Genomic DNA, 15,931 nt, shown 5'->3' with positions numbered 1-15,931 from the left:
ATGGGTCGCCATTTTTTATTCAGGATCTTCCTATGATAAACCTATTTTTATATTGCCGTGCCGGCTACGAGAAAGACTGCGCCGCCGAGATCCAGCAGCGAGCCGCGGAGCTGAATGTTGGCGGCTTTGTAAAGACCAATCGTAACGATGGTTACGTGATTTTTCAGTGCTTCCAGGTGGGAGATGCCGATCTGTTGGCCGAGCAGATCGAGCTGGACTCGCTTATCTTCACTCGTCAGATGTTTGCCGCCAATGAGCTGCTCAAAGATCTGCCTGAAGGCGATCGCGTCACGCCCATCGTCGATGCCCTGGCTAAGGTGCATAGGGCGGGCGAGCTCAGGGTCGAGACGCCAGATACCAACGAGGCCAAGGAGCTGTCGACCTTCTGTCGTAAGTTAACCGTGCCCCTGAGGCAGGCACTGAAACGTAGTGGTGCCCTGCTTGAGAAGGAAAACCCTAAGCGTCCTATCATACATGTCTGTTTCGTCGGGCCGGGTACCGCCTATGTGGGCTACTCCCTGAGCCACAACAGCTCGCCCTATTTCATGGGGATCCCCAGACTCAAGATGGCCAGCGATGCACCGAGCCGCTCGACTCTCAAGCTGGACGAGGCCTTCATCCACTTCATCCCTAAGTCGGAGCAGGAGCAGCGTCTGCGCAGCGGCATGAACTCTGTGGATCTCGGCGCCTGTCCGGGTGGCTGGACCTATCAACTGGTGCGCCGCGGCATGTTTGTGGCGGCGGTGGACAACGGCCCCATGGCGCAAAACCTGATGGACACGGGGCAGGTGAGACACTATCAGGCCGACGGCTTCCGTTTCGAACCGCCTAAGAAGAATATCTACTGGCTGGTATGCGACATGGTTGAGAAGCCTTCACGAGTGGCCGAGCTAATGGAGGCCTGGGCGATCAACGGCTGGTTCAAGGAAGCGATATTTAATCTCAAGTTGCCGATGAAGAGCCGCTATAAAGAGGTATCGACCATCCTGGCGACCATGCAAGAGGTGCTAAGGGAAAATGGTATCGACGACTTCCACCTAGCCTGTAAGCATCTGTACCACGACAGAGACGAGGTGACTGTGCATCTCTGGCTAAAACCTAGCGTCGGTTTTAATTTTGGTTAACAACAGGATCATTGGTTAACAACAGAATCATTGGTTAACAACAGAATCATTGGTTAATAACAGGATCATTGGTTAACTTAAGAAATGTCGGTTAATTTAAGAAATATCGGATAAAAAAAGCCCCGCGATTGCGGGGCTTTTTGTTTTAGCTTATTCGCTTACGGCTACTTGGTCTATTACAGACGCTCGAGTACCGCCTGAGTGAAGTCAGAGGTACCGTGAGTACCGCCAAGGTCGCGAGTCGTGCGATCGCCTTCTTCGATCACGGCAGAAACCGCCGCGCGAATGGCTTGCGCCTTGTCTGACATGCCCAGGTATTCCAGCATCTGGATTGATGCCAGGATCACCGAAGTTGGGTTAGCCAGGTTCTTACCTGCGATATCTGGCGCGCTGCCGTGTACCGCTTCGAAGATCGCTGCGTTCTTGCCGATGTTGGCGCCAGGCGCCATACCCAGGCCGCCCACCAGACCGGCACACAGATCCGATAGGATGTCGCCGAACAGGTTGGTGGTGACGATCACGTCGAAGTTTTCTGGGTTCATCACCAGCTTCATACAGGTCGCGTCGACAATCATCTCTTCAGTGGTGATGTCTGGGTAACGCTGGCTTACTTCACGAGCTACCTTCAGGAACAGGCCGGAGGTCGACTTCATGATGTTAGCCTTGTGTACGATAGTCACCTTCTTACGACCTTCTTTGCGCGCTAGCTCGTAGGCGAAGGTAGTGATCTGCTCGGCACCCTGACGGGTAATGATACTGGTGGCTTCAGCCGTCGCACCATCTTCTGAAACGGTTTGACCTAGGCCTGAGTACATGCCTTCGGTGTTTTCACGTACCGTGATGATGTCGATGTTGTCATAACGTGCCTGAGTGCCTTTAAAAGACAATACAGGGCGTACGTTGGCATATAAGCCGAATTTTTTACGTAAAGTGACGTTGATTGAGGTGAAACCTTCGCCGACAGGGGTCGTTAGTGGCCCTTTCAGCGTGATACGGTTCTTCTCGATCATATCCAATGTACGTTGAGGTAGAAGTTCACCTTGCTTCTCAAGTGCGGCTAGGCCAGCATCTGCAAATTCGTATTCGAAATCACATCCAGCTTTATCTAAGATCTTGATTGCTGAGTCGATTATGCTTGGGCCAATCCCATCACCCGGGATAACGGTAATAGTTCTTTTTGACATGGAGAGTCCTTCCACGGTTGGTCGTTACTGCTATTGTCTGACCATGTCGAAAGACACGGTGTTATGACTATGAATTTTTAGAATCTTATCGGTCTTATTTTAACTACTTTTGCGCAAATTTCACAGGAAATAGTGAGCAATCTCACGTTTTTTTGTGTAGGCTAACTTGCAATAACAAAGGCTAATGACGATGATTGATCCTTAAGCGTTAAAAAAGTCTACTTTAGTCTAATAACCCAGGCTACATCCGTTAATGACAAGCTGCATCCGTTAATAATAAGTTAAAAACGAGGAAGACCTTGAAGCCATTACCGACCCTATCCCTCTTGTGTGCCAGTCTCTTTTCTTGCGCCGCCTTCAGCGCCGATGTGACACCCGATGTCATCATGAAGTTCGAATCTCTCAATAAGCCAGTGCTCGCCGCCAATGGCAGTGCCTTTGCCGTCGAGGTCAGTCCCGACAGGGGAGACAGTCACGGCATGGTGAAGCGCCTAGGCAGCGAGCAAAGTTTTACCGTGGCGGGCGGCAGCAAGCCGTTGATCAGCCATGATGGCCGTTTCGCCGCCTTTGCTATCGCGCCAGCCTTGCTCGAGCAGGAAAAAGCCAGCCTCAAGGCCCGCAAGAAACTTAAGGCCGGTCTGGCGCTGCTGGATACTCAATCTGGCAAAGAGACCCGCTATGACAAGGTGAAGGAGTTTGCCTTTAACGATGCCGGGACTCATCTGGCCATCTGGTATGAGGCCGGTGAAGAGGCCGATAGCGATAAGAAGGATGAGCCGGAAGCCAACGACAAGAATAACGAGGCTAAGCCTGCACCCGCTGCCAAGAAGCCCAAAGTCGATAAGTATGACAAGGGACGCACCTTAGAAGTTGTGGACCTCAAGGCGGGTAAGAGTGAGAAGCTCGCCCATGTGACCGCCTTTTATTTCGATAAGGTGGGTCACCAGCTGGTGGTGGCACAGAACGATGTTGCCAACAATCTGCACAAAGTGCAGCGCATGGATCTTGCCAGCGGTGAGCTGCAGGTGATTGCCGGTTATGTGGACCAGCAGATAGGCGCCGTGTCGGCCAGCGAAGATGGCAAATATGTTGCCTTTACCTATGGCAAGGCCGGCGATGCCCCCTGGGGCCGTGAATATCATCTCGCCCTGCATCAAGCGGGTAGCGACAAGCTGCATCAGGTGGCCAACACCAAAGACTGGACCCTGAATCGTTACAGCGAGCTGACCTTCTCCGAGGACAGTAAGCGTCTGTTCTTCGGCCGTGTGCCCGAGGTGAGTCAGCAGCTAGAGCTGCCTAAGGTGGCCAAGGCGGAGGATCTCTATGATCCTGAGGTGATCACCGGCCAGCGCGAGCTCAGGGTTTGGCATGGGGACGACCCACGTATCAAGCCAAACGAGGTCAAGCAGTACAAGAAAGAATTAAAGCGCACCTATCTGGCGGTGTTGCACCTTGGCTCTAAGCAGGTGGTGCAGCTGGCCGATCAGGCGGTGCCGGATATTGAGCTTGGTCAGCAGCAGCGCTTCATGCTCGCCAGCACAGATGTGCCTTACCTTAAAATGATCACCTGGGCCGGTTTCTACCGCGACTATTATCTGGTGGATCTCAACACAGGGCGCAAGCAGGCGTTTCTCGTTCAGCAACCTGTTTCCGAGAAGCCGTCGCTGTCGCCTAACGAGCGCTTCGTGGCCTATTATCAGCAGGGCAACATCTTCCTGTATCAGATCGCCCAGGATAGCCGGGTCAAGCTGACCAAAGATTTCAAGACGCCGTTTGCCGACGAAGATCATGACTATCCGTCTGTGGCGCCAGGCTACGGACTAGGCCCTTGGGTCGAAGATGGCTCGGCCTTCCTGGCCTACGATAAGTATGATATCTGGCAGTTCAATACCGATTCTCGCGATGCGTTTCGTCTCACAGCCGCCAAGGGACGTAAGGCGCAGATCCAGTATCGCATCACGGGCTTACTAGACAAGGCGGACAAGCCGGATCTGCTTAAGGCGGATCAGAGCCTGCTGCTACATGGCTATAACGAGCGCACCAAGGGCGACGGTTTCTACACCGCCAAGGTGGGCGTGTCGGGTGTCAAGCCGCTGATGGAGGGCGACTATAAGCTCAAGCTGCTGGCCCGCGCCGAAGAGAGTGATAAGGTGCTGTTTTCTAAGGAGCGTTATGATCTCTATCCGGATCTTTATGCCAGCGATCTGCAAAGTCCTGAGCAGGCGATCCGCCAGACCCGTCTCGACGAGCAAAAGCGTCAGCTCGATTGGGGGAAGGCCGAGTTGGTGCACTGGACCAACGGCGATGGCAAGCCGCTCGATGGCGTGCTGATCAAGCCATCTAACTATGTGGCCGGTAAGCGCTATCCTGTGCTGGTCTATTTCTACCGTTTCATGAGCGACAGGCTGCATGCCTTCCCAGACATGAAGCTGAACCACAGACCAAACTTCGCCTGGTATGCCGATAACGGCTACGCCATCTTCCTACCGGATATCCGTTTCGAGGTGGGTTATCCAGGCGCGAGCTCGGTTCAGGCGTTGACCTCCGGGGTGCAGAAGCTTATCGATATGGGCATCGCCGATCCCGATGGCGTCGGTATTCAGGGCCACTCCTGGGGCGGTTACCAGACCGCCTTTGCCGTGACGCAGACCTCTATCTTCAAGGCGGCGGTCACCGGTGCGCCTGTATCTAACATGACCAGCGCCTATAGCGGCATTCGTCACGGCACTGGGCTTGCGCGTCAGTTCCAGTATGAGACGGGACAGAGCCGTATCGGTGAGAGCCTGTTTAAAGCGCCGCAGAAATATATCGAAAACTCGCCCGTTTTCTATGTCGAACGGATCAAGACGCCTATGATGATCATGTTTGGCGATAAAGATGATGCAGTGCCTTGGGAGCAAGGGGTTGAGCTGTATCTGGCGATGCGTCGTGCGGGTAAGGATGTGGTGTTCCTCCAGTATCAGGATGAGCCACATCATCTGAAGAAATACCCTAATAAGGTCGACTATAGCCTGCGCATGATGCAATACTTCGATCACTACCTGAAGGGCAAGCCAGCGCCTAAGTGGCTGTCTGAGGGAGAGGCCTATCAAGAGTATAAGAAGGCGGGCTAAGCCCAGCTTGTATACCTTAAGCCGGGCCTAGCCCGGCTTTTTTATGGCGTGTCTTAATAGTGTGCTGCGCGCTAAGATAATTAAGAGTCAGAAGTTAAAGGATTAAGGAGAGCGAAACAATATGGAGCAGGGCATGACAGAAACCGACAGCAAGGGCGCCAGCGTCAGGGTGCCGCCGCCCTTGATCTTTATCTTCTCCATGGGGCTGGCATTGGCGTTAGATTGGCACTATCCCATGGGGCTGACGAGTCACCCCATAGGTCAGATAGCCGGTGCTGCCTTGCTGCTGGCAACTAGCTTAGTCTTGCTACATATAATGCTCATCTTCAGGCGACGTCAGACTGCCATCGAGCCCTGGAAGCCTACCTCCAGCATCATCACCTCTGGCTATTATCGCTTTAGCCGAAATCCTATCTATGTGGCTTTCTGCGGCTTTCCCATTGGATTAGGGCTCTTGTTAGCCTCGCCCTGGCTATTGCTCAGCACCTTGCCTGCCTGTCTTGGGGTCTATTGGCTTGCGATCCGCCGCGAGGAGGCCTACCTGCTGGCAAAGTTTCCTAAGGAGTATGGGGCGTATTTAAAGAGTGTCAGGCGCTGGTTATAACAGCGCCTGTTCTATCTTGGCGGTTAGCCGCCGACGGGAGAGTCGAGATATTGCTGATAGGTGTCCTGGCCCCAGGCGATCAGCTTGTTGTTCTTAAACAGTAGCGGGGTACATTCGTCGCGGGTGGTCTCGCCGTCCGACTTGCTGTGATGGGTGCGATAGAAGAGCACCTGTAGGGTATCTTGATTGCTGCTCTTGGCCTCGGAAAAATCGGCCTTACCCATGAGTGTCCTGATCTGTTCTATCGGTTGTCCTATGGACAGTTCGGTTAACTTAGCGTTGTTGTAGGCCTGTCTGTCTTCCCAGTCCATATCGTCTGGCGTGGGTTCATAAACCAGGACGACGACGGCGACAAAGGCCAGATAGGCCGCGAAGATTGAGCCTATGATCACTGGAACTTTAGATTTCATCTTACCTTGGGATCCTTCCATGCTGCGGGTGTATCTGCAGTGGATTAAACCACTGCAACATATTGGTTACAATATAAAGCAGATGAAAAAGGTATGGTAGTACCGTTTTTGCTTACAGGTGCGAGAACGTCAACAAATAAGTAAGCGAATGTTTACGCCTTGGCCGTCAGCTCAACCCTGAAGTTCGCCAGGCGGGTATTGAGGGGGATATCGGTCTGCAGTTGCACCAATTTATAGCTCAATCTCGCTAGCGCCCGTCCCTCTTCGAGCTTCTTGGCCTGTTTGGCGCCTATCTTATCCAGAGAGGCGTAGACGTTGGCCAGGGTGCGGAAGGTCTTTAGCAGCTCGCAGGCCGACTTAGGGCCGATACCCGGAATGCCGGGGATCTTGTTGCCGCTGTCGCCCGCCATGGCGAGAAAATCGATAAACTGACTCCTATCGACGCCGAGCTGACGCTCGCGATCTTCTATGGTGATCGCCTGTTGATTGAAGTGATCCCACAGCTGTATCTGGGGAGAGAGCAGCTGGGTAAAGCCCTTGTCGGTGGAGACAATGATCGCCTCTCCCTTGGCCTGTACCATCTTGCTGGCCAGGGTGGCGATAACATCGTCGGCCTCGGCAATGGCGTCGATGGAGTGAAAGCCACGCTCGGCGAGGTGCTGCTTAAGGGCGGGCAGTGCCTGACTCAAGGCCTCGGGCATGGGCTTGCGCCCCTTCTTATAGTCGTCATAGAGCTTCTTGCGCCAGGAGATGGCATCGCCATCCCAGACCAGGGTGACATGGCTGGGGTTGTGTTTGCTCAGCAGCTTACGGCAGGCGGAGGTGACCCGTTCCGGCAGGCCATTAACATCGTTCTCGTTAGGCTGGGCGGCGTGGATGCGCCGCACCAGGTTGAGTCCATCTATGATTAAAAATCGGTTCATCTTGTCTCTAACATAGGGTTAAGTGGCGATCCGATAGCAGGGGACATAGGCACTGCCGGGCAGCTTCATGCGCTGCTGATCCACGAAGGCCTGCAGCAGGGTGTCCATCAACTTCATCAGCTGCTTGTCGCCCCTGAGCTCGAAGGGGCCGGAGCGCTCTATCTCTCGCATGGTGTCCATCTTGACGTTGCCCGCCACTATACCAGAAAAGGCGCGTCGCAGGTTGGCCGCCAGATCCGCCTTGTTGGGCTGGTAGTAGAGGTTGAGGTTGCTCATGATCTCATGATCCGGCACGAAGGGCAGCTGAAACTCGGGCTCTATCTTCAACGACCAGTTGTACTGGTAGGAATCGCCCGTGTCCCTGCGATGCTGCTTGATGACCGTCATGCCATGGCTCATGATCCGCGCCACCCGCACAGGGTCATCGATGACGATCTCATACTTGCTCTGGGCCTCTTCGCCCAGGGTGGCGGCGACAAACTCATCTATCTTGGTAAAGTAATCGGCGCTCTCCCTCGGGCCTGTGAGCACCAAGGGGAAGGGGATGTTGGCATTTTCCTTGTTAAGCAAGATGCCCAGCAGGTAGAGCAGCTCCTCGGCGGTGCCGGCGCCACCGGGGAAGATCACTATGCCGTGTCCCAGGCGCACGAAGGCCTCGAGGCGCTTCTCGATATCGGGCAAGATCACCAACTCGTTGACTATCTGGTTGGGGGGCTCGGCGGCGATGATACTGGGCTCGGTCAGACCCACATAGCGGGCGGTGCGTACCCGCTGCTTGGCATGGCCGATGGCGGCGCCCTTCATGGGGCCCTCCATGGCACCCGGGCCGCAGCCGGTACAGATATCCATGCTCCGCAGGCCCAGCTCGTAACCTACCTCTCGGGTGTACTGGTACTCGTTTTCATCTATGCTGTGGCCGCCCCAGCAGACCACTAGGTTGGGATCCTGACGGGGGATCACCTGGGCATTTCTCAGTATGTCGAACACCACGTTGGTGATATGGCTGGAGTTGGTCAGGTTGATATGTTTCAGGTTGTCGTAGCGATCGCTGAGGTAGACGATATCCCTGAGGACGGCAAACAGATGCTCCTGGATCCCGGCGATGATGTTGCCATCGACGAAGGCGGCCTCGGGGGGATTGACCAGCTCTATCTTGATGCCGCGCTCGCGCCTGAGCACGTTGATATTGAAGTTACTGTACTGCTCAAACAGGGTGCAGGCGTTGTCGCTTTTTAATCCTGAGGCGAGCACCGCCAGGGAGCAGCTGCGAAAGAGTTGATAGAGTTCACTGCTAGCGTTTTGCTTGAGGCGATCAACTTCCAGCTGGGAAAGTTGATCCATACTGCCTCTGGGACTGATATTGACGATCATGGCGACTCCTTAGCAGTAGACCCAAAGCCATGACACCGGGGAAAAGGGTGGAAACTCCTGGGATAGCCCCAGGATTAGGCGTCAATAATCACTCTGTCTCTGCTTTCATGTTTGGCCTTGTAGAGTGCTGCGTCGGCGCGTTCGAAGGTTTCGCTTATCTGCTCGTTTTCAAGAATTTGTGCAGCACCTATTGATACTGTAACCGTAATTCTCTGATTTTTAAACTTAAAGGGAATATTTTTTACTTTCTCCCTCACGCGATTCAACAGCTGCTCTATGTCGTTGGCCGACACATCCGGAATGAGGAGGACAAATTCTTCACCGCCGTAACGAGCCACAAACTCAGATTCACGCAGGGAGTTTTTCAGTGCCATGGCGATCACCTGAAGCGTCTTATCCCCGGTGCTGTGGCCGAAGTTATCGTTGATGGATTTGAAGTGATCTATGTCGGCAACCGCCACCCATAGCGGATGACGATGGCGTTGATAGTTGCGGAACTCCTGCTCCATACGCTCTTCCAGCGCCGCGCGATTGGGCAGCTGGGTCAGGGTGTCGAGCAGGTTGAGTTTCTGCTGCTCGAACAGACGCTCTTTATAGGCGTTGGCCTCTTTACTTAGCTCGTTGAGCTCGTCGCGCATCGTCTCCATCGACTTGCGCAGCATCGCCTGTTCGCGCTGCTCCAGCGCCTCCTTGCGCCCGAGGGCGGTTCGGATAGAGGCTAATTGCTCAGTGACCTGCAGCTTGAGGTGGTCTATGTCGTCGATGTCTATGATGGCATCGCCTACATTGTCGACCCGCGAGTTGATCTCACGGTTGAGCTGCTTCTTCAGCTGATAGCTGCGCTGGTTGCTGTTGTAGGAGTCATTCACCACCTCACGCACCGCTGAGAGGGCATCGTTAAGGGCGTAGAGGAACTCCTGAGAGGCGCTCTTCTCCAGCGCAATATTTTCCAGCAGCAGTGAGAGTATTGTTTGATAGGCGTCGATTAGACCGTCGACATCTATCTCGGCGGCCAGGTAATCTTTGATCACTAATACCTGATCGCGCTGATCCTTACGAAACTCGATCTCAGAGATCATCTGTGCCAGCTCGTGGGCCAGCTGCCTGTGTTTCGGCAGAACCTCTAGCTTGTCGCCCTGGCTGAGCTGCTCATGCATGATGGCTTCGAAAAAGCCCACCAGACGTTCTACCTTAGGAAAGTAATCCCAATAAGTATGAAACGGCTTGCCGAGATCTTGTTTATAGTAGGCGATCTCTTTCTTGAGTTTGTCCGGTACCGAGTCCACACGCTGTAGCTGACGGATCACCTTGGCGAGGCTGGCGCGGCCATCTTCGAGCTGCCCCATCACATGGTGGTACTGCTGCTTGAGTAGCTGCTCGACCTCGAGCAGATCCGGCAAGACTTCGTCGATATGTTCGACGTTGATCAGGTTGTGGCGCAGCTTGGCCAACTTGTTGTCCAGCTCTATGCTCTGACCCTTGCAGGCGAGGCTGAGATGACCGATAAATTGCAGCAGTGAGCTCTGGCTCTGGGCCTTCTGATCGTTGAGTTCGGCCAAGGCGATTTTGGCAGAATGGAGTTTCTGCTGAAGGAGCGATACCTGGGAGAGGCTTGTCATAGCGTCTTTCATTCTAGACCTTATCAATAAGTTTCAGCGTCAGTTTATGGAAGAAACTTCTATATTGTAAAGCAGTTAGAAGTTGCCGAACAATTTTACCATTGTCTAATGGAGACCTATTTGAGGCCAATGGTATCCGATCTCGTAGGTTATGCAAATGCACCGTCGAGGGTATGTGACCCAAGCAGGATACTTTTGTGAAATTATGTGGGGTCTGCATCGTTTGCTCCCTGCCATTTGGGCCATTGGATGAGTGCCTTATTCTCATTACATTCGACCTTTACCAATCCTCGGCTGATCCCTTTTTCCAAGTGTAAGTATAGCGGGTTAGACAAAATTGCTGCCGGTGCAAAATTCAGTGGTGTGATACTGACATAACAATCTTTTTGCGTCCCCAGACTCATGGCGCCTGCCACCAACATCTGCAGCACATTGAAGTAAGTATCCGGCGTCACCTTGATGTCCGGATTACCAAGTAGCGGCACCTTGATGCAGCCCAGCTTGAAATGAGTGCCCTGACTCTGTGGCTGGTCATCGAGCAAGCTGCGGATCCGCTCCTGCAGTGCTTGATGGGCGTTTACCTCGTTAAGCGTCAGCAGGATGAGGCCCGGACGAATAAGATAAGCCTCTCCGGCTAGGCCTCGACTCAGGGTGTCCATCAGACGCGCGGTGGCCTCGAGATAGGTATCGTTGCCCAGGTTGAGATCCAGCGTGTGGCCGTCATCGAGAGAGAGCAGCGCCAGCTGGGCAATCTCATTTTTCTGTCGCATGCGGGCGATGAAACCGTGATAGCCAGGCAGCTGGGTAATGGGTTCCTGATTTACTTTCTGTTTTAGGCTTGCCAGTTGCCTTTTCAACTTACTCTTACCGCGCCACTGGTTGATGCCGGCCAGTGCCAGCAGCATACTCACGATAAAGATGATGCTGGCGGCCAGCCTGAACTGATGGGCCTGCTTCTCTTGTGTCTTGTTTGATGCCTGCAGCTGACTGAGCTGCAGCTTAAGCTGCTGCTCGGCCAACACACTCGGGCTATAGTCTGAGGGCTTCTGGCTCTCGTGTTCGAGGTCCTGACTCAGGGCGATAAGCTGTTCCAGCGCCGCTAGGGCCTTGTCGATGTCGCCCAGTTCCTTCAGGGCGCGGGTCTTATATTGCAGCGCCTCAAACATCTGCTCCGGCAGTTTCTTCTCCCGGGCCAATACGAAGGCCTTGGCGGCATAGGCGTTGACCATGCTCCAGTCGCCGAGTTGGCTGGCTACTTGGGCGATCAGCAGATCGTTATAGATCAGGTAGTGCTTGCTCTTCTTCTGCAGGAACAAACCGTTAGCCTTGATAAGGTTAGTCAGGGCGCGCTTGGGTTCCTTGTTGTTGAAATAGGCTTCGCCCAGGTTGTGCAGGTTAAGGGCCTGGGCGGTCAGGTTACCGCGTCTGACATCTATCTGCTGGGCATTGAGGTAGTAATCGATCGCCTGATTCCAGCGCTCCTGTTCACCATACACCATGGCGATCACCGTCATGGCGCTAGACAGATAATTGTCTTTACCCACCTTGGTAAAACCATCGGCGGCCTTGTGGGCGTAGGTCAGGGCTTCATCCCAAGACTTGAGATCCCGATAGACGCGGGCGAGGCGCAGCGACAAGATGGCGTTGAGGAAGGGCTTGTCCAGTCCCTCGGCCAGGCGGATCGCCTCGGTATAATGTTGCAGCGCCTTGGCAAATTGCTCATCGCCGCTGTAGTAGTGCCCCAGTGTCGACTCGGCCTTGGCGATCAGGTAGTCGTCTCTAAGCTGATAGGCCAGCTCGCGATATTGGTTGAGGTGGGTGAGGGCGGCGTTCTTCTGTAGCGTGATGCGATAGAGGTCGCCAAGCTGATAATGAATGTTGTGTAGCAGCAGCTGAGTCGGCAGATCTTCGCTGGCCTTGAGCTGAGCCAGCGCCTGTTGATAGTAAGTGATCGCCAGCTGGTAATCTTGCTTATCTCGGCCTGTCTTGCGTCCCTGGAGCATCAGCAAGTAAGCCCTGTCGTAGGGAGTGTCGGCGATGATCTCAAGTTGGGTCATCACCTGCTGCGCCTTCTCCATGGCGTCATCGACCCCAATGCCCGGCTCCAGGTAGACACGGGCCAGCCACTGTAGCTGCTGCTCCAGCTCCTGGCTACTGAAGCCTTGGGTATCGGCGAGGTGGTTGAATTCCACTTCGCTGGCAAATTCGATGGGGAAGGAGAGGCTGGCGATGGCGTCTTGGTAAAACTCGGGGGCCGACTCTTTAAACTTAACCTCTTTGCTGATCAATTGGCTGAAGGCTGCATTGACCGAGGTCGCACAGCAAAAGAACAGCAGCAGACTGTAGAGAAATACGCGCATTTTCGTAGCATCACCGAGCCGCAGGCGGGCATATTATGTTTTTAGAATTCTGTCCGCAGTGAGAGGGATAAATCGGGTTATACTGACGAACTTCACATTACAACTATGATAACAGAAGGAAGCCAGAGTGAAACTAGCTGTACCCTTGATTTTGATTTTTAGTCCTTTTTTCCTGTCTCAAGCTCACGCAGATGTTAATTACCGGATCGATCTCACCCAGCCTCAGCATCACCTGGCCAAGGTGGAGGTCGATTTTCCCCGCAGCGAGGCCAAGCAGCTTAGTGTGAATCTACCCGTGTGGCGCACCGGCAAGTATCAGGTGTTGCCCCTGGGGGATGCGATCCGCCACTTTAGGGCCGAAGATGAGTCAGGCAGGGCGCTAGCGTGGCAACGCAGCGCCAGCGGCGAATGGCAGGTGAAACTGAGCCAGCCGACTCAGGTCAAGGTCACCTATCAGCTGTATGCCAACAGCCTAGGGCAGAGGGTGAGTCATATCGATGCCTCCCATGCCTATTTGGATGCCAGCGGTGTATTTGTCTATAGCCCAGATTTTCGCGATCAAAAAGTAAATGTCTCGCTAAAAGTGCCTGAGGCCTGGCGTAGCTATTCGGGCATGGAATCAAAGGATGCCCATCTATTTATTGCGGACAATTATGATGTGCTGGTGGACTCGCCCATAGAGACGGGGATCAGTCAGCACAGAGCCTTCTCGGCAGACGGCCGCGACTACGAACTAGTGGTCTGGGGGGAGGGTAACTATGATCTCGATAAGATGGTGGAAGACCTTACCAAGCTTAGCGGCCAGGCCAAGGCGATTTGGTCAGGCTACCCCTTTAAGCGCTATGTCTATATGGTGCACGCCACCAGTGGTGCCAGCGGCGCGACCGAGCACCTGAACTCAACGGTTATCCAGCGCCCCCGCTTTAGCTTTCGTGAGCGCAAAGATTACCTCGGCTTTATCAAGACGGCTTCCCACGAGTTTATTCATACCTGGAACGTGAAGGCCTACCGCCCTCAGGGGCTGGTGCCCTACGATTATCAGCAGGAGGGGATCACCGAGCTCTTGTGGATCGCCGAAGGCTCGACCAGCTATTTTCAGAGTCAGCTTTTGTTGCGCGCCGGTGTGATCACGCCTAAGGAGTTCCTGGAAGATCTGGCCAGGCGTATCACGCGCAACGAGCAGACGCCGGGGCGCGAGGTGCAGTCTGTCGCCGAGGCCAGTGCCGGTCAGTGGGTGGCCGGTGGCGGCGATTATGCCCAGAACCACAGCAGTAACATCTATGCCGAAGGCTACCTGACCTCACTGGCACTGGACTTTAGCCTGCTGAGTGACACCCGACTCAAGACCTCCTATCGGGATCTGCATGCCAAACTATATCAAGATTTTAAGCTTCCGGTTGGGTACCAAGTTAGCGATGTGCAGCAGATTCTGCGTGAGCTGTCGGGCAAAGATTATGGCGACTGGTGGCAGCGTCATGTCAACAGCCCGCTGGTGCTGGACTATGAGGCCTTGCTGGCCAAGGCGGGACTGAAGAAAGATTATGGCAGTGATAATAAGGCGATCGCCTATGCCGGCATGCAGACTCGTGAAGGTAGTTTAAGACTCAGCCATGTTAAACGTGAGGGGCCAGCCTGGCGGGCAGGCATAGTAGCTGGCGATGAGCTGGTGGCGATAAATGGCCTTAAGGTCACCGCCGAAGGCTTTGCGGCGCGCATCAAAGACTTTACCCCGGGTGATACCATCAAGGTGACGCTCTTTAGCAACGATACCCTAAAAGAGGTGGCGCTGACGCTGGCGGAGCAGCCCAGTGAGAAGCTTAAGCTCGTTAGCGTCGATAAGCCGAGCCGGAAACAGAAAGCCTTCTTCAAGGCCTGGCTGGGAATTGATTGGCCTTTCGATGGCGAAGGTAAGCTGAAAAAATAAGGTTCAAGCGTCGCGTTCCTTGTCTCGCGGCAGGCGTATTGAATGCCATACGTATGAACGCATGAATGCTGAACCCATGAACAAAAAACCACCCGCTTGGGTGGTTTTTTATTCCTTGGCAACTTAAAAGTTAGTCTCTCAAGCTGGCAAGAATCTTAGCTTACAGGCTATCTTCCAGGCCGCCCAATACTTCGACCAGCGAGTTCATCAGGGCGATCAGCTCGCTGCCCATCAGGGCAAAGTCGGCGTCCAGACGCGCCAGTGGATCTTCTGTGCTCACCTCATCGTTGTGCGCCCTAAACTCTTCCGAGAACTTCAGGCGTTTGATGCCAGCATCGGATTGCAGCACGAAGGCGATAGACTGGCCGAAATGCAGCGCCAGCTTATGCACCTGCTTACCCACCTCAAGATGCGCCAGCACCTCGTTTTCGGTCAGGTCTTGCTGTTTAAAGCGTACTATGCCGCCTTCATCTGAATCTGACTTAAGCTCGGCCTCATCCTGCATCTCAAACGGAGCAGGCGCGCTGTTGCTCTTGAGCCACTCGGTCAGCTGGGCTTCGATTGGCGTCTTGAAGCTCATAGGGATCACTGGCAGCGAGCCCAGCGCCTTACGCAGCAGCGCCAGTAGCTCTTCTGCCTTGGTGGCGCTTGATGAGTCCACCAGGATCATCTCAATCTCAGGTAATATCAACGCGTGGATCTGGCTGCGACGAGAGAAAGCGCGTGGCAATAGCGTGGTGGTGATCTCCTCTTTGAGCGCATCTTTCTCTTTCTTGGCCAGCTTGCGGTTTTCTTCGGCTTCGATCTGCGCCACTTTTTCTTCCAGGGCTTCTTTTACCACCTGAGAAGGCAGGATCTTCTCCTCTTTGGTGGCACAAATAAGGTGTCTGTTCTCGGCGCTGTGTACTAAGGTGTGGCCGAGTTTACCCAGTGCTTTGGAGAAGCCGAACTTGCTGATGTCCTGGCTGGAGCAGGGAGAAAAGGTAAAGTCTTCCAGTGACTTCTCTAGCGCTTCGGTATCGACAGAGAAAGGTTTATTAAAACGATATACGGTAAGATTCTTAAACCACATGATAGGCGCTCAATCAAAAATAAAGCCGCAGTGTAAGCCATTGCGCCGCGCGGGTAAACCGCTAACAATCTTCCTCAAAATGTCACAAATATTGCTCAAGTGACATAATTCATCAAACTGTAATATTTCTTTTTATCGCCTCGAAGCGCCCATATCGCCTGGGTTTGTGGCCAGCGGGCGTAGTTCATATTATCAAATTTATCCAGTTGCTAAATCGATGAAATAAA

Annotated in this window: 11 protein-coding genes; 4 read left to right on the top strand and 7 right to left on the bottom strand. The window is 53.8% G+C overall.

Annotated elements, in window-relative coordinates; genetic code table 11:
- Positions 1 to 32: 32 nt before the first annotated feature.
- Complete coding sequence (gene rlmM / locus SHEW_RS14260; RefSeq protein WP_011866558.1) at positions 33 to 1,124, top strand: 23S rRNA (cytidine(2498)-2'-O)-methyltransferase RlmM; 1,092 nt, start codon at positions 33 to 35, stop codon at positions 1,122 to 1,124.
- A gap of 176 nt (positions 1,125 to 1,300) precedes the next feature.
- Here the strand turns inward: rlmM and SHEW_RS14255 are convergent, their stop codons facing one another.
- Positions 1,301 to 2,308, bottom strand: a complete 1,008-nt coding sequence (locus SHEW_RS14255; RefSeq protein ID WP_011866557.1) for an isocitrate dehydrogenase — start codon at positions 2,306 to 2,308, stop codon at positions 1,301 to 1,303.
- A 299-nt stretch (positions 2,309 to 2,607) separates the two neighbouring features.
- Here SHEW_RS14255 and SHEW_RS14250 point away from each other — a divergent pair, with 299 nt between their 5' ends.
- Both SHEW_RS14250 and SHEW_RS14245 read left to right on the top strand, forming a co-directional pair.
- Positions 2,608 to 5,421, top strand: coding sequence for an alpha/beta hydrolase family protein (locus tag SHEW_RS14250; RefSeq protein ID WP_011866556.1), 2,814 nt, complete (start codon positions 2,608 to 2,610; stop codon positions 5,419 to 5,421).
- Positions 5,422 to 5,554: 133 nt separating this feature from the next.
- Entirely contained in the window at positions 5,555 to 6,025 is a 471-nt protein-coding gene (locus SHEW_RS14245) for a methyltransferase family protein (protein WP_150099971.1), read from the top strand.
- A gap of 23 nt (positions 6,026 to 6,048) precedes the next feature.
- Here SHEW_RS14245 and SHEW_RS14240 read toward each other — a convergent pair whose 3' ends face one another.
- The 5 genes from SHEW_RS14240 to SHEW_RS14220 all read right to left on the bottom strand — a co-directional run bounded on the left by SHEW_RS14240 (position 6,049) and on the right by SHEW_RS14220 (position 12,708).
- Positions 6,049 to 6,435 carry a DUF3192 domain-containing protein gene (locus SHEW_RS14240; RefSeq protein ID WP_011866554.1) on the bottom strand — a complete coding sequence of 129 codons (387 nt, stop codon included), beginning with the start codon at positions 6,433 to 6,435 and terminating at the stop codon, positions 6,049 to 6,051.
- 152 nt (positions 6,436 to 6,587) lie between these two features.
- Complete coding sequence (gene xni, locus SHEW_RS14235; RefSeq protein WP_011866553.1) at positions 6,588 to 7,358, bottom strand: flap endonuclease Xni; 771 nt, start codon at positions 7,356 to 7,358, stop codon at positions 6,588 to 6,590.
- Positions 7,359 to 7,376: 18 nt separating this feature from the next.
- The gene (gene ppnN / locus SHEW_RS14230; protein WP_011866552.1) at positions 7,377 to 8,729 is read right to left on the bottom strand and encodes a nucleotide 5'-monophosphate nucleosidase PpnN; all 1,353 of its coding nucleotides are present in this window, start codon (positions 8,727 to 8,729) and stop codon (positions 7,377 to 7,379) included.
- Positions 8,730 to 8,803: 74 nt separating this feature from the next.
- Positions 8,804 to 10,360: a GGDEF domain-containing protein gene (locus tag SHEW_RS14225; protein WP_011866551.1), complete on the bottom strand. Its 1,557-nt coding sequence runs from the start codon at positions 10,358 to 10,360 to the stop codon at positions 8,804 to 8,806.
- 191 nt (positions 10,361 to 10,551) lie between these two features.
- The gene (locus SHEW_RS14220; protein ID WP_011866550.1) at positions 10,552 to 12,708 is read right to left on the bottom strand and encodes a tetratricopeptide repeat protein; all 2,157 of its coding nucleotides are present in this window, start codon (positions 12,706 to 12,708) and stop codon (positions 10,552 to 10,554) included.
- A 127-nt stretch (positions 12,709 to 12,835) separates the two neighbouring features.
- Here SHEW_RS14220 and SHEW_RS14215 point away from each other — a divergent pair, with 127 nt between their 5' ends.
- Complete coding sequence (locus SHEW_RS14215; RefSeq protein ID WP_011866549.1) at positions 12,836 to 14,632, top strand: M61 family metallopeptidase; 1,797 nt, start codon at positions 12,836 to 12,838, stop codon at positions 14,630 to 14,632.
- A gap of 160 nt (positions 14,633 to 14,792) precedes the next feature.
- On the opposite strand, the gene rdgC is transcribed toward SHEW_RS14215, so the two are convergent.
- Positions 14,793 to 15,704: a recombination-associated protein RdgC gene (gene rdgC / locus SHEW_RS14210; RefSeq protein WP_011866548.1), complete on the bottom strand. Its 912-nt coding sequence runs from the start codon at positions 15,702 to 15,704 to the stop codon at positions 14,793 to 14,795.
- Positions 15,705 to 15,931 lie beyond the last annotated feature (227 nt).

The organism is Shewanella loihica PV-4 (assembly GCF_000016065.1).
GTDB lineage: Bacteria > Pseudomonadota > Gammaproteobacteria > Enterobacterales > Shewanellaceae > Shewanella > Shewanella loihica.
The sequence above is the reverse complement of the archived record's forward strand: the minus strand, read 5'-3'. Positions and strand labels throughout refer to the sequence as shown.